This window comes from Janthinobacterium sp. LPB2021202312-11-4 (assembly GCF_037049705.1).
Classification (GTDB): Bacteria; Pseudomonadota; Gammaproteobacteria; order Pseudomonadales; family Pseudomonadaceae; genus Aquipseudomonas.
Genome location: NZ_JBAGKV010000005.1, coordinates 153,798 through 173,813, shown reverse-complemented (window position 1 = coordinate 173,813; position 20,016 = coordinate 153,798). Strand labels below are relative to the sequence as shown.

Genomic DNA, 20,016 nt, shown 5'->3' with positions numbered 1-20,016 from the left:
CTAATGAACCCCAGTGTGTTAAGTAAAACGTGTAGCGCCGCGTCAGTTCAGGTAAGGGGACCAGGAAGGTTCTCTGACTTCGCCTTGTGCGGTAGGAAGCGGGAGCCTTACGCGTCCATTAATGGACACGAGCATCAAGACTCCCCGGCCCTGCTGGCGGGTGGCGTAGATTACCATGGTGCCGTTGGGCGCAACAGTAGGCGACTCGTCCAGAGTGCTATCAGTGAGGATTTTTACGCTTCCGCGCTGCAAATCCTGGGCCGCCACCTTGAAATTAGTGAAGCCATCCTGGCGATGAATCATCACCAGGGTCTTTTCATCGGCCGAAAGTTTCGGGTTTGCGTTGTAGTTACCGATGAAAGTCACACGTTCAGCACCGCCACCACCGACGCTGGTCTTGTAGATTTGTGGCTTGCCGCCACGGTCGGAGGTGAAGTAGATGGTCGAACCATCCTTGCCCCAAAACGGTTCGGTGTTGATGCCGGGACCGTTAGTGACGCGGGAAATCTGACGAGAACCCAGGTTCATCACATAGATGTCAGGGTTACCGTCTTTCGACAGTACGAAAGCCAGGCGATTGCCATCCGGTGACCAGGCTGGTGCGCCATTCAGGCCTTCGAAGTTGGTGATCTGCTCACGGCGACCGGTGTCGATGTTCTGCATGAAGATACGCGGACGCTTCTGCTCGAACGATACATAAGCGATGCGCTTGCCATCCGGTGCGAAACGCGGCGACAGGATCGGCTCGCGCGATTGCAGCAGGGTCACGGCGCGGGCACCGTCGTAGTCCGAACGTTGCAGCGTGTAACGCGTGTTCTTCTCGGAGAAACGCTCAGCCGTTACGTACAGCAGACGCGTCGAGAACGCACCTTTGATACCGGTGAGTTTTTCGAACGACTGGTCAGCGATGTAGTGCGCCATGTCGCGCAGTTGATCGACGCTGCCCGATACGCTGCCGGTCAGCACTTGCTGCTCGGTGGCGACGTTGAACAAAGCGTATTGAACCTGCAGGCGACCGCCCGCAGGGACAATGCTGCCGACCATGATGTATTGAGCGCTGATCGCCTTCCAGTCACGGAAAATGATTTCGCTGGCCTGGCTCGGCTGGCTGATCATCTGCTGCTTGGCAATCGGCGAGTAGTAGCCCGAGTTGCGCAGGTCATTGCCAATGATTTCGGCCATGTCGTCCGGCAGGACGGTGCCGCCCTGGAAGCCAAACGGTACAACTGCGATCGGGGTAGCCCGATCACTGCCGCTGGTGACCAGAATGTTTTTTTCATCTGCTACCGCCATCCCTGCCAGGCAGCAGATAACGACAAGCATTCCTCGAAGAAGGTTTCTCACAAGGCTAGATCCTCAGGTGTGAATGTCATCTTGAATGAACGATACGGAGCAAAATCGCTCGGCTTCATTCCCTGCATTTCTGTCAAACGTCCAATATTCTTGACCGCAGCAACAGCCGACGAGTCGAACGGACCGTCACCACTGGACTTGGAAACGCTGACCGAAGTCACCGTACCGTCCGGCAACATGCCGATTTGCAACACGACCGTCATGCCTTTGCGTGCCGAAGGTGGACGAGCCCAGCCTTCCGCTGCACGAGCACGAATCAAATCATCGAAACTGCCGGCGACTTCGTCACCCTGCTCATCGGCCAACGCCTGCTGACGCTGTGGCGTGTCGGAAAGCAAATCTGCCAAGGCCTGGGCCTTTTTGTCTTCGGTAGATTTACGTGCCGCATCCTGCGATTTCTTCTTCGCAGCATCGGCAGCAGCTTTCTTCTTCGCTTCGTCGGCGACTTTCTTCTTCGCCTCTTCAGCTTCAGCTTTCTTCTTGGCGTCGTCCGCGGCTTTCTTCTTCGCGTCTTCGACGATCTTTTTCTTAGCTTCTTCAGCGGCCGCTTTCTTGGCCTCTTCTTCAGCAGCCTTTTTGGCTTCTTCTTCAGATTTCTTCTTGGCTATATCAGCCAATTGTTTCTCTTCTGCCTTTTTGGCTTCGGCGGTCTTCTTGGCTTCGTCGGCTTTCTTGGCTTCATCTGCCTTTTTCGCCTCGTCCGCTTTCTTCGACTCGTCGGCCTTCTTGGCTTCCTCGGCTTTTTGAGCCGCTTCTTCTTTCTTTTGTTCCGCAGCCTTCACCGCTTCCTGCTCGACCTTCTTCTGTTCCATCTGTTCGACTTCGGTTTGACGCGCAGCAGACTTCACCGCTTCACCCGCAATCTTTTGATTGGTCTGGGTGGTCGCCCGACTTTTCGATTTCAGCTGGTACAGGGTCGCCTGGACAATCGGCTTGGCCGGCGGCAACTCAGGCGTCATGGCGAAACTGACAAACAGCATGCCGAAAACCAGCACGTGCAAGCCAATCGCCCAGACGCTAGGCCAGAAGTAGCTTTCCGAGGCTGTTGGCTCTCGTTGTTGCTGCATCAGGGCGCCTCGGTAATCAAGCCAACATTACCGACTCCGGCCTTCTGCAACCCGCCCATGGCGCCCATGACCGAACCGTAGTCGACGGTCTTGTCGCCACGAATGAAGACTTGGGTGTGCTTGCCGTTTTCGTTGCCGGCGCTGATGATTTTGGTCACGGCGCTGGTCATCTGCGGCAAGGTCATGGCCTTGTCCTGCTGCTTATCGGTGTCGACTTCGCTGCCAAGGTTCCAGTAGTAGGTCTTGTCAGCCTTGATCGAAATGGTCAGGACCTGGGTGTTGTTGTCCTGCGGCAAGGCTTCGCTGGAAACCTTGGGCAGATCAACTTTCACGCCCTGATTGAGCATCGGCGCGGTCACCATGAAGATGACCAGCAGCACCAGCATCACGTCGATGTAAGGCACCACGTTCATCTCGGCAACCGGCTTGCGCTTTTTGCGAGCTCGAGCGATTAAAGCCATTGGAAATTACCTGCTTATTCTTCGCTGGTGTGCACTTTGCGGTGCAGGATCGCCTGGAATTCATCGGCGAAGGTGTAGTAGCGGCTCAGCAGGGTTTCGCTGCGAGCAGAAAAACGGTTGTAAGCGATAACCGCTGGAATGGCGGCGAACAGGCCGATGGCGGTGGCCACCAGTGCTTCGGCGATACCCGGGGCCACGGTGGCCAGGGTCGCTTGCTGGGCCGTTGCCAGACCACGGAAGGAGTTCATGATGCCCCAGACCGTACCGAACAGACCGATGTACGGGCTGACGGAACCGACGGTGGCGAGGAACGGCAGGCTCTGCTCGAGCTTCTCTTCTTCGCGGGAAATGGCGACGCGCATGGCACGGGCCACGCCTTCCATGACTGCTTCCGGATCAACGCCTGGCTGCTGGCGCAGACGGGAGAATTCCTTGAAGCCGGCGCGGAAGATCTGCTCGACGCCCGAATCCGGATCAGGGTTGCTGCCGGCCTGACGGTAGAGTTTGGACAGGTCGATCCCGGACCAGAAGCGCTCTTCAAAGCTCTCCAGGGCACGTCGACCGGCACGTATCAGATTGCTGCGCTGAAAAATCATGATCCATGAGGTCACCGATGCGGCTACCAGAATCAGCATTACCAACTGCACCACGACGCTGGCATTGCTGACCAGGCTCCACATGGAGGAATGGTCGACGACGTTAGCTTCCACGCTTTATCTCCTGCTTTAAGTGTGTACCCGCGCCGCTCACGTCGGCAAAGGCCGCACGTAGAGCTTCGGGAATGGCCCGGGGTTTCAAACTGTTAGTGCGCACACAGGCCACCAAAAACTGCCCTTCACAGAGCAGCACATTATCCGTAGCCCGCCTGACCTGCTGTTTAAAGCGCAGGCTGACACGGTTCAATTCGATTACTTCAGCGCTTACCAGCAGTTCGTCATCCAGTCGCGCCGGCGCGTGGTAACGCGCTTCGCTGGAATGCACGACGAACAACAGGTCCTCCCCTGCCAGCTGGGATTGGGCAAAACCCAGATCCCGGAGCCGTTCGGTTCGAGCCCGTTCCATAAACTTGAGGTAATTAACGTAATACACGATGCCGCCCGCATCGGTGTCCTCGTAATAAACGCGACAACGATGTGCGAAAGGCTCAAGCCCGTTTTGCGCGCGCATACTCTAGTGCTTACTCCTCAGGTTGCCAATCCGGCGAGGCAACTGTTTTTCATTGTTGTGCGGCTTTCTAGTGAAAGATTCGTCATGTGAGCCCCTAGGACCACACAAACCTTCATTCGATCAGCCCGCAAACGTTAATTAATCGTCCACTGCATCGAGAAACTCGTCTACCACGGGCATCTCGCCCAATCGTGACGGAATGTTTAAACCGAAATGCAGATAAGCGTGCCGGGTCACTACCCGCCCCCGTGGTGTACGCATGATGTAGCCCTGCTGGATCAGGTACGGTTCCAGCACGTCTTCAATGGTGTGCCGCTCTTCACTGATGGCCGCTGCCAGGCTGTCGACACCGACCGGACCGCCATCGAATTTCTCGATCATGGTCAACAGCAGGCGCCGGTCCTGATGATCGAAGCCGCGTTCATCGACATCCAGTAGGTTCAGGGCCAAGTCGGCAATCGGCTTGGTGATGTGGCCCTTGGCACGAACTTCGGCGAAATCCCGCACCCGACGCAGTAAACGGTTGGCAATTCGCGGCGTGCCACGGGCGCGACGGGCGATTTCGAAGGCGCCCTCCGGATCGAGCGGCAGGCCAAGAATGTTCGCCGAACGGCTGACAATCGTTGCCAGGTCCGCAGTGCTGTAGAACTCCAGACGCTGGACGATCCCGAAACGGTCGCGCAACGGGTTGGTCAGCATGCCGGCACGGGTGGTCGCACCGACCAGAGTGAATGGCGGCAGATCCAGTTTGATCGAACGCGCGGCCGGCCCTTCACCAATCATGATGTCGAGCTGGAAATCTTCCATGGCCGGATAGAGCACCTCTTCGACGATCGGCGACAACCGATGGATTTCGTCGATAAACAACACGTCATGGGGCTCAAGGTTGGTCAGCAACGCCGCAAGGTCACCCGGGCGCTCAAGCACGGGACCCGAAGTGCTCTTGATCGACACGCCCATTTCCTGGGCAATGATGTTGGCCAGGGTGGTTTTACCCAAACCCGGCGGACCGAAGATCAGCGTGTGGTCGAGGGATTCGTTGCGACCACGGGCGGCCTGGATGAACAACTCCATTTGCTCGCGAACGGTCGGCTGGCCGATGTACTCGGCCAGGCTGAGGGGACGAATCGCGCGGTCCTGGACTTCCTCGCGGTCGCGAGGGCCAGGCGTGGCGGCAATCAGACGATCAGCTTCAATCACTTAAATCATTCCCTTCAGGGCACGACGAATCATGTCTTCACTGCTCAAGCCTTTCTCCTTGATCGCGGAAATCGCCTTGCTGGCCTCCTGCGGCTTGTAGCCCAGGGAAATCAGCGCGCTGACCGCGTCATTTTCGGCGGTGGCCACCGGGGCCGGGGCATCCGGCCCACCCGGTTGGTTCGGCACCAGCGCGAACATCGCCGGCACGGTTTCCCAGGCCTTGAAGCGGTCCTTGAGTTCCACCAGCAATCGCTCGGCAGTCTTCTTGCCCACGCCCGGCACCTTGGTCAGTGCCGAGGTGTCCTGAGATTGCACGCAACGGACCAGTTCATCGACTTCCAGGCTCGACATCAGGGCCAGGGCCAATTTCGGCCCGACACCATTGAGACGGATCAACTCGCGAAAAAAGTCTCGCTCACGCTTGCCGTAGAAGCCATAGAGTAACTGCGCGTCTTCGCGTACGACTAAATGGGTGTGCAAGGTCAGCGGTTCACCGACCGACGGCAAGCGATACAGCGTGGTCATGGGTACTTCCAGCTCATACCCCAGACCATTTACATCCAGAATCAGGTGCGGCGGCTGTTTCTCAGCCAGGGTGCCGCGCAAGCGTCCAATCACGTTTCAGATCCTTGAGCGTTGGCCAGCCCGAGGCCAGCGACTGACAGAACAAGGAGTTGACGCCGACAACCCAGGCGCAAAACCCTCATCCCGTAAAAATGATTGCTGATGCTATCAGAGACGCAGGCGCCCGCCACGACTGCGTGCAGTCCCCAGGCCATGAGGCAACAGGCTGGAACGGGTGTGCGCGTGACAAATCGCAATTGCCAGGGCATCCGAGGCGTCGATTTGCGGCTTGCTGGTCAATTTGAGCATGTGCATGACCATCATCTGCACCTGCTCTTTATTCGCCGCACCGGTCCCGGTCACCGCTTGCTTGACCTGGGTTGCGGTGTATTCAGCGATTTCCAGGCTTTCTTCGGCGCCGGCAACGATGGCTGCACCGCGGGCCTGACCGAGTTTCAGCGCAGAGTCAGCGTTACGCGCCATAAACACCTTTTCGATGCCCATGGTCACCGGGCCGTAGGTCTGAATGACTTCCCGCACGCCGCGATAGACGATTTGCAGTCGCTCGTGCAACTCGCCGGAGCCGGTGCGAATACAACCCGATGCCACGTACACGCAACCACGCCCGGTATCGCGTACCACGCCATAACCGGTGATGCGCGAACCGGGGTCGATACCAAGAATTAAAGTCATAACGCCTGCGGAATGTGGTGCGATAGCTGAGGGTAACCGTAGGAGCTGCCGAAGGCTGCGATCTTTTGGCTCTTAAAATCAAAAGATCGCAACCTTCGGCAGCTCCTACAGTGTAGGCCTGGCGAAGGTTGCGATCTTTATCAATGCATCAACCGAGCTGTGCGGCGACCGCCTCCGGAATGTCCGCGTTGGAGTAGACGTTCTGCACGTCATCCAGGTCTTCAAGCATGTCGATCAGCTTCAAAACCTTCTCCGCACCGTCCAGGTCCAGTTCGGCACTGGTGGTCGGCAGCATGACGATTTCCGCGTCATCGCCTTTAAAACCGGCTGCTTCCAACGCGTTACGCACCGAGTAGAAACCAGCGAACGAGGTGAACACGTCGATCGAGCCGTCTTCGTGGGTGACCACGTCATCGGCATCGGCTTCCATCGCCGCTTCCATCAGCGCGTCTTCGTCAACGCCCGGCGCGAAGGAAATCTGCCCCTTGCGCTCGAACAGATACGCCACCGAACCGTCAGTGCCCAGGTTACCACCACACTTGCTGAACGCATGGCGCACGGCGGCGGCGGTACGGTTACGGTTGTCGGTCATGCATTCGACCATCACCGCCACGCCACCCGGGCCGTAGCCTTCGTAGCTGAGTTCGACCATGTCGTCGGTATCGGCGGCACCGGCACCGCGGGCCACCGCGCGATCAATGATGTCGCGGCTCATGTTGGCGCCAAGCGCCTTGTCCAGCGCCAGGCGCAGACGCGGGTTGGAGCCCGGATCGCCGCCACCCTGACGGGCCGCAACGGTCAGCTCACGAATCCACTTGGTGAAAATCTTGCCCTTCTTGGCATCCTGACGTTCTTTGCGGTGCTTGATGTTCGCCCACTTGGAATGACCCGCCATATCTCGCTCCGAATTCTCTTTGAAACTTTGCCCGCCGCGCGTCTTCGCGCCGGCCAGCAAGAAAAAATCTCGACCTGTAAAAAAGGCGCATCCCATGAGGATGCGCCTTCAGGGTCAGCCTTACTCAGCCTTTGGCGTTTCGCGCAGACGAATGTGCAATTCGCGCAATGCCTTGGCATCGACCACACCCGGGGCCTGCGTCATGACGTCGGCAGCACTCTGGGTTTTCGGGAAAGCGATCACTTCACGAATCGACTGGGCGCCGGTCATCAGCATCACCAGACGGTCGAGGCCGAAGGCCAAGCCACCGTGGGGCGGCGCGCCGTATTTGAGGGCGTCGAGCAGGAAGCCGAATTTCTCTTCCTGTTCCGCTTCATCGATACCCAATAGGCGGAACACGGTCTGCTGCATTTCCTTGCGGTGGATACGGATCGAACCGCCACCCAGCTCGGTGCCGTTCAGAACCATGTCATAGGCACGGGACAGCGCGGTCGCCGGGTTGGCTTCCAGCTCTTCCGGGGTGCACTTCGGCGCGGTGAACGGGTGGTGCAAGGCACTGAAGCTGCCGTCGTCGTTCTCTTCGAACATCGGGAAGTCGACAACCCACATTGGCGCCCACTTGCAGGTCAGCAGGTCCAGGTCGTTGCCGACCTTGATCCGCAGTGCACCCAGCGCTTCGCTGACGATCTTCGACTTGTCGGCGCCGAAGAACACGATATCGCCATCAACCGCGCCAACGCGATCGAGGATCACGTTGAGGTTGGCTTCAGGGATGTTCTTGACGATTGGCGACTGTAGGCCTTCAACGCCCTTGGCGCGCTCGTTGACCTTGATGTACGCCAGGCCCTTGGCACCGTAGATGCCGACGAACTTGGTGTAGTCGTCGATCTGCTTGCGCGGCATGCTCGCCCCGCCTGGAACGCGCAGTGCGGCGATGCGGCATTTCGGGTCGTTGGCCGGGCCGCTGAACACCTTGAAATCGACTTCTTTGAGTTGGTCGGCAACGTCCACCAGTTCCAGCGGGTTACGCAGGTCCGGCTTGTCGGAACCGTAACGACGCATGGCTTCTTCGAAGGTCATGTGCGGGAAGTCGCCGAATTCCAGATCCAGCACTTCCTTGAACAGGTTGCGGATCATTTGTTCGGTGATCGCCATGATCTCTTTTTCATCGAGGAAGCTGGTCTCGATGTCGATCTGGGTGAATTCCGGCTGGCGGTCGGCACGCAGGTCTTCGTCACGGAAGCACTTGGCGATCTGGTAGTAGCGGTCGAAGCCGGCGACCATCAGCAGTTGCTTGAACAACTGCGGCGATTGCGGCAAGGCGAAGAAGGAACCGGCGTGGGTACGGCTCGGCACCAGGTAATCGCGAGCGCCTTCCGGCGTGGCGCGGGTCAGGATCGGCGTTTCGACGTCGAGGAAGCCGTTTTCGTCCAGGAAGCGACGGATGCTGGTGGTCATGCGCGAACGCAGACGCAGCTTCTCGAGCATTTCCGGGCGACGCAGGTCGAGGAAGCGATAGCGCAGGCGGGTTTCTTCGCCAACGTCGGAGAACTCGTTGAGCGGGAACGGCGGGGTTTCCGACTCGTTCAGCACTTCCAGCTCGTAACCCAACACTTCGATCATGCCCGACGCCATGTTGGCGTTGGTGGCACCGGCCGGGCGCAGACGCACCTTGCCGGTGACCTTCACGACGTACTCGCTGCGCACGCGATCGGCGACAGCAAAGGTGTCAGCCCGATCCGGGTCGAACACTACCTGGGCCAGACCGTCACGATCACGGATATCGAGGAAAATCACCCCGCCGTGGTCACGGCGACGGTGTACCCAACCGCAAAGAGTAATTTCCTGGCCTTCCAGGGCTTCGTTCAGCTGGCCGCAATAATGGCTGCGCATCATGGTAGTGGTTTCACTTCTCGTAATCGAAATTCGGTTGGAGGCCTTGCACATCAGATGATGCAAGAACTCGCTCGTGTCGTTCAACTCAGGTTCCAGACCTTAGTCAGCTTTGTCGCCGCCAGCCAGATTCTTCTTGGAACCGGTCTTGAAATCGGTTTCGTACCAGCCGGTACCGCTGAGGCGGAAACCCGGCATGGACAGCATCTTCTTCAACTCTGGCGCCTGGCAGGCAGGGCAGTCGACCAGCGGTGCTGCGCTGATCTTTTGAATGGCTTCCAACTGATGACCACAGGAAGCACATTGATAGTCGTACATCGGCATGGGGGTTGTCTCGGCGATCAGATTGCTACCGCATACGCAGGGTTTTGCGGCAAAGAGCGGGATTATATCCATTAAATGCAGCCTGTGCAGCCGTAAGACTGCACAGACCGATACTACTTCAGGCTGTGTACGACACAGACGACGCGCACCAGCCCGCTGAAATTCTTCACACCGCCGTGACGCAAATGCACCTCGCGATCCACATGGGACAACAGGGCACTGACCGAGCAGCCATTGAGTGTGGCCATTTCACCCAAAATCTCCCAGTAGACCTGCTCCAACCGCAGGCAGGTGGAAAAACCATTCAAGCGAACCGAGCGGGATAACGGCTTGGCCAGCCCCATATCAAACTCACTGACGAACGGATCAACCTTTATAGCCGGCTGCGAACCGGGTCTCCACTCGCTTCGACCTTCTCCATAAACCATACCGTTGACACTCCTTTGCCATCCCTGGTTTTCATAAGAGCAACTCCTGTTTCCTTATAAAAACGCAGGCGCAAAGTTATATCCAGATGACTTTTTGACGGTCATCGTAGGATAAGCCAACAAGGTGGAGAGGATCATGGAGACGGTCCTACGCCGGACCTTTTCCTACCGACTGCGTGCTGTTTTCCTGAACCGAGAGGGCATTTGCCTGAGAGAAAAGCTGCACGCGAACAACGCCCCCAGGCGCCATCCGCGTATTGACGGTGTTACTGATCCAGCAGCGAGCGCAGCATCCACGCGGTTTTTTCATGGACCTGCATACGCTGGGTCAGCAAATCCGCCGTGGGCTCATCACTGACTTTGTCCAGCAATGGGAAGATGCCGCGCGCCGTGCGGGTGACGGCCTCCTGCCCTTCGACCAGTTGCTTGATCATGTTTTCGGCGCTGGGGACACCCTCCTCTTCTTTAATAGAAGAAAGACGCGCATACACCGAATAGGCACCCGGCGCCGGAAAGCCCAGGGCACGAATCCGCTCGGCAATCAAATCGACCGCCAGGGCCAACTCGTTGTATTGCTCCTCGAACATCAAGTGCAGGGTTCGAAACATGGGCCCCGTGACGTTCCAGTGGAAGTTGTGGGTTTTCAAATAAAGTACATAGGTGTCCGACAGCAGACGCGACAGCCCGTCGACGATGGACTTGCGGTCCGCTTCACTGATACCGATATCAATTGCCATGTTTACCCCCTAAAGGTGATGAAATTCATCCAACAAGTGCCAGACCACTGTAGCAAGGCTGTCCACACCCTGCAGCCTCGGTTGGCCGATCGACCTGCGACAAATCGCCCACACGGGCACCGCTGGACTCCCTGATTTGAGTAGCCGCAGGCTTTGCTGTTAAATAGGCAGTGTGTCGCCACGCCCCTATTTTTCGGGGTGTTGCGCATAGGCTGGTAGCGGGTACGTGTCCACCGCCTCTTATTGTTCTGAAGCGGACCGTGCTCAATCAGCTCTTCCTTGTGATCCGTCTTAACGTGAGTCAATCAAAATGTTGAAAATCGTCCACCTGCTAATGGGCGCAGCAGCCTTGCTGCTGTCCTTCATCCCTAGCTTGCGATCCGAAGCAGTACCTTACCTGCAACAACCCGATGCGCTGTACCTGGCCTTTTTCGGCTTGCTCAACCTCACCCTCGCTCCGGTTATTCCTTACTGGAACAAAGGTCCTCGTCATCAACTGCAAAACCTGGTCAGCGCCCTGCTGGTCCTGGCTGTCGTGCTGCAAACCCTGACACTGATCGCACCCATGCCGGTTATCGCCGGTCAACCTGCGGTGCTGTTCAGCCTGGTCATTACCCTGGTCGCCGTGCTCCTGCACCTGGCCATCAGCTTCTACAAATCGTCACCGGCCGCCGCCTCGCCAAGCTATGACATGAGCAACCGCGATACCGGCACCGTCAAGTGGTTCAATACCTCCAAAGGCTTCGGCTTTATCTCCCGTGATTCCGGCGATGATATTTTCGTGCACTTCCGGGCCATTCGTGGCGAAGGTCACCGCGTTCTGGTCGAAGGCCAGCGCGTTGAATTCTCCGTCATGAATCGCGACAAAGGCCTGCAAGCCGAAGATGTGATTGCCGCATTGCCCCGTCGCTGATTCCAGGCGATAAAAAAACCGCGAGCAGCCTGGCTGTTCGCGGTTTTTTTTGGTCTGGACTCTAAGCCAGTCACTCAATAGTGCGGCGGCGGAGCCTCTTCTTCAGAGGATTCGAACTGACCAACCATCTCTTCCTGACGCCGCAGCAACGCAGCCATTTGCAGTTGCAGGCGCTCGACGACCCGCTGTTGCGTCACCAGGATATCGTTCAATGACTGAATGGTGTCGTCCTGGAACGCCAGTTGGCTTTCCAGATCGTTGACGCGCTCTTCAAGGCTCATGGCTCAGCCCTCCAGAAACGTGAATTGATCGGTCAGGACCAGGCGCAGCCGTTCGCGAATCACGGCGACCTGCTCGACTGTATAAGGCTTGGCCGGGTGTTTGCCCCAGACCGGGGCCGGCCAGGCGGCATCCTCGCGCTTGCGCACAATCACATGCATGTGCAACTGGCTGACCACGTTACCCAACGCGGCCACATTCAACTTGTCGGCGTCGAACGAGTCCTTGAGCATCTCTGCCAGGGCTGTTGTTTCCTGCCATAGCTGCTGTTGATCTGCGACATTTAACTGAAACAACTCGCTGATATCCTCGCGGCGTGGCACCAGGATGAACCAGGGGTAGTTGGAATCGTTGGACAGCAGCAACCGGCAGAGTGGGAAATCCCCAATCGGTAACGTGTCTTGTTGAAGTCGTGGATCTAAAGCGAACACTGTGCGCACTCCCGCCTGTTCATCATTTTCAGCTTAGCGCCTCTCATCCGAGGCAGTGCGCCAAGCGACAGGACGGCAGCATACCTGCGAATGCCCCGAGCTTCACGACGAACCGCATTTGTAGCCTGCCCGGTCATTCTTCAATCGAAGACACGCGCCCCGACATGAGACATTTTTTGCCGGAGCGCACCATTACGGAACCAATAGCCACACAAAAAACGCTGGAATGACCCATTGCGAACCGTGCGTTCCGCTAATGCAAACGTGCGCACTGTATGAAATAGGTACAGCGATTAAAATTTTTTGCACCAAAACCGCACAGCGCGTCTACGCTGAGTGCGTCGGGGTTGCGCCAATTACTCACTTTTGGGGTGAACCGGTAACGTTTTTTGTGGTCGCGCGATGAGCGCGACGTTGCAACACCATGCAATCCATGGCGTCAAGCGCAAACAAAAGGCGCTTGAAAGCCCCGGTTTTATGAGGTTTTTACAGCGGCAAGCGGGCCTTCAGAAAAAAACAGCAACAGATTTCTGGTTTGAGCACGCTTGTTGCATTCACACCCATATCGTCTATAAGTGCACCGCTGGAAGTGGGAGCCTTAAGACAAATAAAAACAGTGGCAGGGTTGCCCGATGGAGATTCAAACGTTTCACCAGGGACTCTTTTTACCGATGCTCAAGCCCCGAAAAACAACGCTCAAGTTGTCAATCCGGTTGCGTCGGGGCAGTGAATTTGCGACATCTACCAAGCCATTTGCGACAGGGTCGTAAAGAAGCTGAAAGGTTAGATACGCAAGTATCGCCAACATTGTCGGCGTGATATAAGTTTGCGCCGACACAAAAAGAAAGAGCCGCCCAGATAATAAAACAGGTGGGACGGCAGTACTCTTCTAAAAACCAAAGGAGCAAATCACGATGCGCGTGATGAAGTGGAGCATGATCGCACTGGCAGTTGCAGCAGCAGCCAGTACTCAATTGGCTACGGCCGCACCTTTCGTAAGCGACCAGTCCGAAGCCAAAGGCTTTGTAGAAGACAGCAAGTTGGATTTGCTGGTTCGCAACTACTACTACAACCGTAACAAGAAAGACGGCGCAGTCGATGACAAAGACTGGACCCAGGGCATCCAGGGCGTATTCAGCTCCGGTTACACCCAAGGTACCGTTGGTGTCGGCGTTGAAGCTTGGGGCCAATTGGCAATCAAACTGGACGGCTCCGACAAGTATTCCGGTTCGGGCAACCTGAGTGTTAACTCTCAGGGCGAGAACGATGACAGCCAAGGCAAAGCCGGCGCAGCCATCAAGTTCCGCGTATCCAAAACCGAACTGAAAATCGGTGATCAGCAGCCAAGCACCTCCCCAGTGTTCGCTGTTGGTGGTTCGCGCATCCTTCACCAAACTGCTAGCGGTATCCAACTGCAGAGCAGCGAAGTCAAAGACCTTGACCTCGAAGCCGGTCACTTCTATTCGGCTACCAGCCAGGACCGCAACGCCCGTGACGGCGACCTGTGGGCTACCTACGCTGGCGTGAAAGCCAACTCCATCGACTACTTCGGTGGCAAATACGGCATCAACGAAAACCTGTCCGCATCGCTGTACGGTGCCAAGCTGGAAGACGTCTGGAACCAGTACTACGGCAACCTGAACTACACCATCCCAATGGGTGGCGATCAGTCGCTGAACCTGGACGGTAACCTTTACCGTACTACCGATACCGGCAGCGCTAAAGCTGGCGATATCAGCAACACCGCGTACTCCCTGGCTGCTGCTTTCTCGTTCCTGAAAGCACACACCCTGACCGTAGCCTTCCAGAAGGTTAACGGCGACACCCCGTTCGACTACATCGGTGTGGGTAAAAACAACCGCGGCGGCGACTCGATTTTCCTCGCCAACTCCATCCAGTACTCTGACTTCAACGCCCCAGGCGAGAAGTCGGCTCAGGTTCGCTACGACCTGAAAATGGCTGAGTACGGCGTTCCAGGTCTGAGCTTCATGACCCGTTACGTGAAAGGTTGGGACATTGACGGTACCAACACTCCGTCGAACAGCACCTACACTGGCCTGTACGGCGCAGATGGCAAACACCACGAAACCAACGTGGAAGCCAAATACGTAGTTCAAGCCGGTCCAGCTAAAGATCTGTCGTTCCGCATCCGTCAAGCATGGCACCGCGCCAATGCCGACGAAGGCGAAGGCAACATCGACGAGTTCCGCCTGATCGTTGACTACCCACTGTCGATCTTGTAATCGCAGTTGGTTAGTTAGTAAGCATAAAAAAGGCCCATCTTCGGATGGGCCTTTTTTTTAACTACTGCACAGCACTTTAATGATTAGCTTGCTACTCAATTAGCCTGACCGTTAAGTCAGGCATTAATAGCACTCTGCTCAGTTCACCGACGCTTCCTGAACCACACGAATAACCCGCTGTGGAAATGGAATATCGATACCGGCTGTTTTCAACCGATCACGGGATTGTTCATTGAACATGAACATCACATCCCAGTAATCAGCCGTCTTGACCCACACTCGCAGGGATACAGTAATCGAACTGTCGCCCAGGGTAGAAATAACGGCTTGCGGTGCCGGTTCTGCCAGGATGCGCTCATCTTTGGCCAGTTCCAGCAGCACTTCACGGGCCTTCTGCAAGTCCGCTTCGTAATCCACGCCTACATCGAACACAACCTTGCGGGTCGGCTGACGGTTAGTGTTGGTGATGATGCCGTTCGACAAGTTACCGTTCGGGACAATGATGGTCTTGTTGTCGCCAGTGCGCAGCACGGTATGGAAGATCTGAATGCTGTCGACCGTACCGGCCACGCCTTGGGCTTCGATCCAGTCACCAATGCGGAACGGACGGAACAACAGAATCAGCACGCCGCCAGCGAAGTTCGCCAGGCTGCCTTGCAGTGCCAGACCGATGGCCAGACCCGCAGCACCGATAGCCGCAACGAACGAGGTGGTTTCAACACCGATCATCGAGGCCACGCTGACAATCAGCAGCACCTTGAGAATGATATTCGCCAGGCTGCTGATAAAACCTTGCAGCGCCAGGTCGGCGTTACGCAGCGCCAGCAACCCGCCGAGTTTTTGCGTGACCTTGTTGATCAGCCACCAGCCCACGGCCAGGGTGATCACCGCCAGCAACACGCGACTGCCGTATTCCATGATCATCGGAATCCAGGCTTGAGACGCCTTGACCAGATTGTCCACTTCAGTATTCAAGTCCATCTACTTTCTCCTGGGTTAAACACAATCCAGGTGGGAGCGGGCTTGCTCGCGAAGAGGGTGTGTCAGTCAATATCAATGTTGACTGACGCACAGCTTTCGCGAGCAAGCCCGCTCCCACAGGTTCCGCGTCGAAAACTTAGTCGCGGAAGTTATTGAATTGCAGCGGCATGTCGAAGGTCTTGGCGCGCAGGGCCGCGATGGCCTCCTGCAAATCATCACGCTTTTTGCCGGTGATGCGCACTTGCTCGCCTTGAATGGCGGCCTGGACCTTGAGCTTGGCATCCTTGACGTGAGCGACGATTTTCTTCGCCAGCTCTTTGTCGATGCCTTCCTTGAGGACCGCTTCCTGCTTCATCAGCTTGCCCGATGCGTAGGCGTCCTTGACCTCAAGGCACTGCACGTCGATCTTGCGCTTGACCAAGGCCAGCTTGAGGATCTCGATCATCGCTTCGAGCTGAAAATCCGCTTCAGCGGTCAAATTGACGGTCAGGTCCTTTTCCTTGAACTCGAAGGTGCCTTTGCCTTTCAGGTCATAGCGACGATCGAGCTCCTTGACGGCGTTCTCGACCGCGTTGGTGACCTCGTGTTTGTCCAGTTCGGATACCACGTCGAACGACGGCATGTAGTTTCTCCAATAAAAAGGCGCGCTCAATCACGATGGCGCGCGCTTGGCTTGCGGTTAAAATCGGGCTCATTATAACGGGTCTTTCCCCACCGATACTGCGAGCCTCACATGCCTGCCTCAAACCGAGCAAAAAGCTGATGTCCGCCACTTGGCATGTTCTGGGCGCCGGCAGTCTAGGCACCTTGTGGGCCACGCGCCTGGCGCGGGCCGGCGTTCCGGTCCGGCTGATCGTGCGTGATGGGCAACGCTTGCAGGCCTATCAAACGGCGGGCGGCCTGACGCTGGTAGAACACGGGGAAGCAAAAACCTATGCGATTCCCGGCGAAACACCCGACGGCGGCGCGCCGATCAGTCGCCTGCTGGTGGCCTGCAAAGCCTACGACGCCGAAAAAGCCGTCGCCCAACTGGCGCCGCGCCTGGCCCCCGGTGCCGAGCTGATCCTGTTGCAAAACGGCCTCGGCAGTCAGGACGCCGTCGCCGCTCAGGTGCCCCAGGCGCGCTGCATCAGTGCATCGAGCACCGAGGGCGCGTTTCGCGACGGCGACTGGCGCGTGGTGTTCGCCGGCCACGGCTACACCTGGCTGGGGGACGTAGGGCATCCGGTCGCGCCAATCTGGCTGGACGACTTGAGCGCCGCCGGGGTTCCCCACGAGTGGAGCACCGACATCCTCACGCGCCTATGGCGAAAACTCGCGCTCAACTGTGCAATCAATCCCCTGACCGTCCTGCACGACTGTCGCAACGGCGGTTTGCAACAGCACCATTGCGAAGTCGCCACCCTCTGCGCCGAATTGACTGAACTGCTGGAGCGCTGTGGTCAACCGGCCGCCGCCGAACACCTGCAACAGGAAGTCGAGCGGGTGATTCAGGCCACCGCCGCCAATTACTCCTCGATGTACCAGGATGTCGCCCATCAGCGCCGCACCGAAATCAGCTATCTATTGGGCCATGTCTGCAAAGTCGCGGCGCGGCACCAGTTGAACCTGCCCCATCTCTTTCAATTACAGCAGCGGCTGATCGCTCATCTGCACAGCCTTGGATTGCCCAGCGACTAAGCAGCGGCTACGCTGGCCACTTGTTCCTTTGCCGCGATGAACCTGATGCCACTGCGCCAGCGCCTCGAAAACCTCCCCGTCGGCCAGAAACTGCTGGCCGCCCTGCTGGTGTTGTTGATCACGGTCCTGCTGGTCGCCAACCTGACGTTTATCAGCGCCGCGTACTACATCTCCCAGGAAAGTATGGCGCCCCAGGCCTTGCAGACCATTGGCCGACTGGTGTCCAACCCGAGCCTGGTGTCCGAGGCGTTGAAGTCGCCGCAAAGCGCCGAACGCCTGCTCAACGAACTCAACAGCTATTCACCGTTGCGCGCGGCAGCGCTCTATGACGGCAACGGCGAACGCCTGGCGCAGTTGCAACACGGCGACAAACTCAAGCTGCCGGAGCACTACAAACGCATCGAAGCCTGGCAAGCCACGGAATTTCGCAGCAATCAGATCATCACCCTGCCTCGCCCCGGCACCGAGCCGGGCCACCTGCTGCTGGTGGCGAGCAGTGAACTGCCGATGGCGTTCTACACCGGCACCCTGACTGCGAGCCTGGGGATTCTGATTTTCAGCGTGCTGCTCTGGCTGGTGATCGCCCGGCAGATCAAACGCCTGATCACCCGGCCGATCCACGAACTCGAAGAGCTGTCCCGGCAAGTTACCCGGGAAGAGAACTACGCCTTGCGCGCCTCAAAGGGCAACCACGATGAAATCGGCAGCCTCGCCGAGGCGTTCAACACCATGCTTTCGCGCATTGAAGCCCGGGAACAACAGCTCAAACGCGCTCGGGACGACTCCCAAGCCGCTTACGATCAGGCCCAGGGCCTGGCGGAAGAAACCCGCCACACCAACCGCAAACTGGAACTGGAAGTCCAGGTGCGGAGCAAGATCGAGAAGAAACTCACCGGTTTCCAGAACTACCTCAACAGCATCATCGACTCCATGCCGTCAGCGCTGATTGCCCTCGATGAGCAGCTCTACGTGACCCAGTGGAATCAGGAGGCCAGCGCCTTGTCCGGCACGCGCCTGGATGAAGCCTTGAACCAGCCCATCTTCCTCGCGTTCGAACCGCTCAAGCCGTTTTTGCCGCAACTCAAGCAAACCGTCGAGCAGCACACCGTGGCCAAAATCGAGCGGGTGACCTGGTTCAAGGACGACGAGCCCAAGCATTACGCCCTGACCTTCTACCCGCTGATGGGCGGTGCCGGGCGCGGCGTGGTGATCCGCATCGATGACATCACCCAGCGCCTGTCCCTGGAAGAAATGATGGTGCAGTCGGAAAAAATGCTCTCGGTCGGCGGCCTCGCCGCCGGCATGGCCCACGAAATCAACAACCCGTTGGGCGCGATCCTGCACAACGTGCAAAACATCCGTCGACGCCTCTCCCCGGACTTGCCGAAAAACCTCGAGCAAGCCGAACACATCGGCATTGAGCTGGACACGGTCAACCAATACCTGAAGGCCCGGGAAGTGCCGCAGTTGCTCGACGGCATCCAGCAGGCCGGCGCCCGGGCGGCGAAAATCGTCACGCACATGCTCAGCTTCAGCCGCCGCAGTACCCGCCAAATGGCCCCGTGCGACTTGCCGGCGCTGATAGATCAAGCAGTGGACATCGCCGGCAATGACTTCGACCTGGCCATCGGTTTCGACTTCAAGGGCCAGGCGATCATTCGTCAGTTCGACCCGGCGCTGGGCCCGGTGCCCGGCACCGCCAACGAATTGGAACAGGTGCTGCTCAACCTGCTGAAAAACGCCGCCCAGGCCATTCATCAGCGCGAAGACGATAGCGAGCCGGGGCGAATCATCCTGCGCACCAAGCTCAACCCGCCGTGGGCGGAAATCCAGGTCGAGGACAACGGCGTCGGCATGAGCGAGAACGTGCGCAAACGTACCTTCGAGCCGTTCTTCACCACCAAGGAAATAGGCCAGGGCACCGGGCTCGGGCTGTCGGTGTCGTATTTCATCATCACCAACAACCACAAGGGCCAGATGGAAGTGCAATCGACCCTCGGCCAAGGCACCTGCTTCACCTTGCGCCTGCCGTTGGCGGGCACCCCGCTTGTCTCCCAAGAACTCAATCAGCTACCGAGGTAACCATGGGCTTTCGCTTGTCGAAGATTTACACCCGCACCGGCGACAAAGGCGAAACCGGCCTGGGCGATGGCCGCCGCGTGGCCAAGGATCATCCGCGCATCGAAGCGATTGGCGAAGTCGATACGTTGAACAGCCAGGTCGGCGTGTTGCTGGCCGGGTTGGCGGCGGAAACTGATGCGTATCCGGGCTTGAACGAAGTGATCGAGGTGTTGGCGCCGTGTCAGCATCGGTTGTTCGATCTGGGCGGTGAACTGGCGATGCCGGTGTATCAGGCGCTGAATGCAGCGGAGATCGAACGGCTGGAAGCGGCGATTGATGTCTGGAATGAAGAACTGGGGCCACTGGAGAATTTCATTCTGCCTGGGGGTTCGGCGTTGATTGCGCAGGCTCATGTGTGTCGCAGCCTGGCCCGTAGCGCAGAGCGGCGGTGTCAGCATTTGAATGCCGTGGAACCGCTGAACGGGGTTGGCCTGGCGTATATCAATCGGTTGTCGGACTTGTTGTTTGTGGCGGCGCGGCTGATTGCCAAGCGCCAAGGGATTGCCGAGATTCTTTGGCAGCCGGCGGCTAAACCAGAGGCTTAGTCGGCAATTCAAAGACGCCATCGCGGGCAAGCCTTGCTCCT

The 20,016-nt window shown here is 57.7% G+C and carries 22 protein-coding genes and 1 pseudogene; 6 read left to right on the top strand and 17 right to left on the bottom strand.

What is annotated here, in order from left to right; translation table 11 throughout:
* Positions 1 to 42 precede the first annotated feature (42 nt).
* The 13 genes from tolB to V5E99_RS07680 form a co-directional block, all read right to left on the bottom strand.
* Positions 43 to 1,293 (bottom strand): Tol-Pal system beta propeller repeat protein TolB, encoded by a 1,251-nt coding sequence (gene tolB / locus V5E99_RS07740; RefSeq protein ID WP_499801911.1) that lies wholly within the window; start codon positions 1,291 to 1,293, stop codon positions 43 to 45.
* Between the two features lie 47 nt (positions 1,294 to 1,340).
* A complete protein-coding gene (tolA, locus tag V5E99_RS07735) occupies positions 1,341 to 2,420 on the bottom strand; it encodes a cell envelope integrity protein TolA (protein WP_499801910.1) in 1,080 nt (359 codons plus the stop codon).
* On the bottom strand, positions 2,420 to 2,881 hold the full coding sequence (tolR, locus tag V5E99_RS07730) for a protein TolR (RefSeq protein WP_207202655.1): 462 nt from the start codon (positions 2,879 to 2,881) through the stop codon (positions 2,420 to 2,422). Before tolR ends, tolA begins: the two co-directional genes overlap by 1 nt.
* 14 nt (positions 2,882 to 2,895) lie before the next feature.
* A complete protein-coding gene (tolQ, locus tag V5E99_RS07725; RefSeq protein ID WP_206770386.1) occupies positions 2,896 to 3,561 on the bottom strand; it encodes a protein TolQ in 666 nt (221 codons plus the stop codon).
* Positions 3,562 to 3,580: 19 nt separating this feature from the next.
* A complete protein-coding gene (gene ybgC, locus V5E99_RS07720; RefSeq protein ID WP_499801909.1) occupies positions 3,581 to 4,048 on the bottom strand; it encodes a tol-pal system-associated acyl-CoA thioesterase in 468 nt (155 codons plus the stop codon).
* Between the two features lie 138 nt (positions 4,049 to 4,186).
* Complete coding sequence (gene ruvB, locus V5E99_RS07715; RefSeq protein ID WP_201194072.1) at positions 4,187 to 5,248, bottom strand: Holliday junction branch migration DNA helicase RuvB; 1,062 nt, start codon at positions 5,246 to 5,248, stop codon at positions 4,187 to 4,189.
* Positions 5,249 to 5,866 (bottom strand): Holliday junction branch migration protein RuvA, encoded by a 618-nt coding sequence (ruvA, locus tag V5E99_RS07710; protein WP_090187430.1) that lies wholly within the window; start codon positions 5,864 to 5,866, stop codon positions 5,249 to 5,251.
* A 114-nt stretch (positions 5,867 to 5,980) separates the two neighbouring features.
* Positions 5,981 to 6,505 carry a crossover junction endodeoxyribonuclease RuvC gene (ruvC, locus tag V5E99_RS07705; RefSeq protein WP_008147379.1) on the bottom strand — a complete coding sequence of 175 codons (525 nt, stop codon included), beginning with the start codon at positions 6,503 to 6,505 and terminating at the stop codon, positions 5,981 to 5,983.
* Between the two features lie 148 nt (positions 6,506 to 6,653).
* Positions 6,654 to 7,400 carry a YebC/PmpR family DNA-binding transcriptional regulator gene (locus V5E99_RS07700; protein ID WP_499801908.1) on the bottom strand — a complete coding sequence of 249 codons (747 nt, stop codon included), beginning with the start codon at positions 7,398 to 7,400 and terminating at the stop codon, positions 6,654 to 6,656.
* A gap of 120 nt (positions 7,401 to 7,520) precedes the next feature.
* Positions 7,521 to 9,293 carry an aspartate--tRNA ligase gene (gene aspS / locus V5E99_RS07695; RefSeq protein ID WP_499802017.1) on the bottom strand — a complete coding sequence of 591 codons (1,773 nt, stop codon included), beginning with the start codon at positions 9,291 to 9,293 and terminating at the stop codon, positions 7,521 to 7,523.
* Between the two features lie 102 nt (positions 9,294 to 9,395).
* Complete coding sequence (locus V5E99_RS07690) at positions 9,396 to 9,689, bottom strand: FmdB family zinc ribbon protein (protein ID WP_499801907.1); 294 nt, start codon at positions 9,687 to 9,689, stop codon at positions 9,396 to 9,398.
* A 41-nt stretch (positions 9,690 to 9,730) separates the two neighbouring features.
* On the bottom strand, positions 9,731 to 10,045 hold the full coding sequence (locus tag V5E99_RS07685; protein ID WP_499801906.1) for a ribbon-helix-helix domain-containing protein: 315 nt from the start codon (positions 10,043 to 10,045) through the stop codon (positions 9,731 to 9,733).
* Positions 10,046 to 10,311: 266 nt separating this feature from the next.
* Positions 10,312 to 10,782, bottom strand: coding sequence for a Dps family protein (locus tag V5E99_RS07680; protein ID WP_499801905.1), 471 nt, complete (start codon positions 10,780 to 10,782; stop codon positions 10,312 to 10,314).
* Positions 10,783 to 11,092: 310 nt separating this feature from the next.
* Between V5E99_RS07680 and V5E99_RS07675 the strand changes: the two are divergent.
* Both V5E99_RS07675 and V5E99_RS07670 read left to right on the top strand, forming a co-directional pair.
* A pseudogene (locus tag V5E99_RS07675) lies at positions 11,093 to 11,416 on the top strand (cold shock domain-containing protein membrane protein); the annotation flags it as partial.
* Between the two features lie 57 nt (positions 11,417 to 11,473).
* The gene (locus tag V5E99_RS07670) at positions 11,474 to 11,695 is read left to right on the top strand and encodes a cold shock domain-containing protein (protein WP_080267996.1); all 222 of its coding nucleotides are present in this window, start codon (positions 11,474 to 11,476) and stop codon (positions 11,693 to 11,695) included.
* A gap of 74 nt (positions 11,696 to 11,769) precedes the next feature.
* Here the strand turns inward: V5E99_RS07670 and V5E99_RS07665 are convergent, their stop codons facing one another.
* Both V5E99_RS07665 and V5E99_RS07660 read right to left on the bottom strand, forming a co-directional pair.
* Positions 11,770 to 11,976, bottom strand: a complete 207-nt coding sequence (locus V5E99_RS07665) for a SlyX family protein (RefSeq protein WP_123598145.1) — start codon at positions 11,974 to 11,976, stop codon at positions 11,770 to 11,772.
* Positions 11,977 to 11,979: 3 nt separating this feature from the next.
* Positions 11,980 to 12,405: an HIT domain-containing protein gene (locus V5E99_RS07660; RefSeq protein ID WP_499801904.1), complete on the bottom strand. Its 426-nt coding sequence runs from the start codon at positions 12,403 to 12,405 to the stop codon at positions 11,980 to 11,982.
* Positions 12,406 to 13,319: 914 nt separating this feature from the next.
* Between V5E99_RS07660 and V5E99_RS07655 the strand changes: the two genes are divergently transcribed.
* The gene (locus tag V5E99_RS07655) at positions 13,320 to 14,648 is read left to right on the top strand and encodes an OprD family porin (RefSeq protein WP_499801903.1); all 1,329 of its coding nucleotides are present in this window, start codon (positions 13,320 to 13,322) and stop codon (positions 14,646 to 14,648) included.
* 138 nt (positions 14,649 to 14,786) lie between these two features.
* Here the strand turns inward: V5E99_RS07655 and V5E99_RS07650 are convergent, their stop codons facing one another.
* The gene (locus V5E99_RS07650) at positions 14,787 to 15,629 is read right to left on the bottom strand and encodes a mechanosensitive ion channel family protein (RefSeq protein WP_499801902.1); all 843 of its coding nucleotides are present in this window, start codon (positions 15,627 to 15,629) and stop codon (positions 14,787 to 14,789) included.
* 136 nt (positions 15,630 to 15,765) lie between these two features.
* Entirely contained in the window at positions 15,766 to 16,251 is a 486-nt protein-coding gene (locus V5E99_RS07645) for a YajQ family cyclic di-GMP-binding protein (RefSeq protein WP_007906601.1), read from the bottom strand.
* A 140-nt stretch (positions 16,252 to 16,391) separates the two neighbouring features.
* Between V5E99_RS07645 and V5E99_RS07640 the strand changes: the two genes are divergently transcribed.
* Genes V5E99_RS07640 through V5E99_RS07630 form a run of 3 tightly spaced genes read left to right on the top strand, consistent with a single transcriptional unit; the run spans position 16,392 to position 19,975 of the window.
* Positions 16,392 to 17,309 (top strand): putative 2-dehydropantoate 2-reductase, encoded by a 918-nt coding sequence (locus V5E99_RS07640; RefSeq protein ID WP_499801901.1) that lies wholly within the window; start codon positions 16,392 to 16,394, stop codon positions 17,307 to 17,309.
* 45 nt (positions 17,310 to 17,354) lie between these two features.
* Positions 17,355 to 19,391 carry a sensor histidine kinase gene (locus V5E99_RS07635; protein WP_499801900.1) on the top strand — a complete coding sequence of 679 codons (2,037 nt, stop codon included), beginning with the start codon at positions 17,355 to 17,357 and terminating at the stop codon, positions 19,389 to 19,391.
* A 2-nt stretch (positions 19,392 to 19,393) separates the two neighbouring features.
* A complete protein-coding gene (locus tag V5E99_RS07630; RefSeq protein ID WP_499801899.1) occupies positions 19,394 to 19,975 on the top strand; it encodes a cob(I)yrinic acid a,c-diamide adenosyltransferase in 582 nt (193 codons plus the stop codon).
* Positions 19,976 to 20,016 lie beyond the last annotated feature (41 nt).

What these genes read in the sequence shown, in the direction of transcription:
- tolB (WP_499801911.1), bottom strand. Translation starts at nt 1,293, where the DNA reads ATGGCGGTAGCAGATGAAAAAAACATTCTGGTCACCAGCGGCAGTGAT.
- V5E99_RS07635 (WP_499801900.1), top strand. Translation starts at nt 17,355, where the DNA reads ATGCCACTGCGCCAGCGCCTCGAAAACCTCCCCGTCGGCCAGAAACTG.
- V5E99_RS07665 (WP_123598145.1), bottom strand. Translation starts at nt 11,976, where the DNA reads ATGAGCCTTGAAGAGCGCGTCAACGATCTGGAAAGCCAACTGGCGTTC.
- ybgC (WP_499801909.1), bottom strand. Translation starts at nt 4,048, where the DNA reads ATGCGCGCGCAAAACGGGCTTGAGCCTTTCGCACATCGTTGTCGCGTT.
- V5E99_RS07690 (WP_499801907.1), bottom strand. Translation starts at nt 9,689, where the DNA reads ATGGATATAATCCCGCTCTTTGCCGCAAAACCCTGCGTATGCGGTAGC.
- tolQ (WP_206770386.1), bottom strand. Translation starts at nt 3,561, where the DNA reads ATGTGGAGCCTGGTCAGCAATGCCAGCGTCGTGGTGCAGTTGGTAATG.
- V5E99_RS07650 (WP_499801902.1), bottom strand. Translation starts at nt 15,629, where the DNA reads ATGGACTTGAATACTGAAGTGGACAATCTGGTCAAGGCGTCTCAAGCC.
- ruvC (WP_008147379.1), bottom strand. Translation starts at nt 6,505, where the DNA reads ATGACTTTAATTCTTGGTATCGACCCCGGTTCGCGCATCACCGGTTAT.
- V5E99_RS07655 (WP_499801903.1), top strand. Translation starts at nt 13,320, where the DNA reads ATGCGCGTGATGAAGTGGAGCATGATCGCACTGGCAGTTGCAGCAGCA.
- aspS (WP_499802017.1), bottom strand. Translation starts at nt 9,293, where the DNA reads ATGCGCAGCCATTATTGCGGCCAGCTGAACGAAGCCCTGGAAGGCCAG.
- V5E99_RS07685 (WP_499801906.1), bottom strand. Translation starts at nt 10,045, where the DNA reads ATGGTTTATGGAGAAGGTCGAAGCGAGTGGAGACCCGGTTCGCAGCCG.
- V5E99_RS07645 (WP_007906601.1), bottom strand. Translation starts at nt 16,251, where the DNA reads ATGCCGTCGTTCGACGTGGTATCCGAACTGGACAAACACGAGGTCACC.
- V5E99_RS07680 (WP_499801905.1), bottom strand. Translation starts at nt 10,782, where the DNA reads ATGGCAATTGATATCGGTATCAGTGAAGCGGACCGCAAGTCCATCGTC.
- tolA (WP_499801910.1), bottom strand. Translation starts at nt 2,420, where the DNA reads ATGCAGCAACAACGAGAGCCAACAGCCTCGGAAAGCTACTTCTGGCCT.
- tolR (WP_207202655.1), bottom strand. Translation starts at nt 2,881, where the DNA reads ATGGCTTTAATCGCTCGAGCTCGCAAAAAGCGCAAGCCGGTTGCCGAG.
- V5E99_RS07670 (WP_080267996.1), top strand. Translation starts at nt 11,474, where the DNA reads ATGAGCAACCGCGATACCGGCACCGTCAAGTGGTTCAATACCTCCAAA.
- V5E99_RS07640 (WP_499801901.1), top strand. Translation starts at nt 16,392, where the DNA reads ATGTCCGCCACTTGGCATGTTCTGGGCGCCGGCAGTCTAGGCACCTTG.
- V5E99_RS07700 (WP_499801908.1), bottom strand. Translation starts at nt 7,400, where the DNA reads ATGGCGGGTCATTCCAAGTGGGCGAACATCAAGCACCGCAAAGAACGT.
- V5E99_RS07630 (WP_499801899.1), top strand. Translation starts at nt 19,394, where the DNA reads ATGGGCTTTCGCTTGTCGAAGATTTACACCCGCACCGGCGACAAAGGC.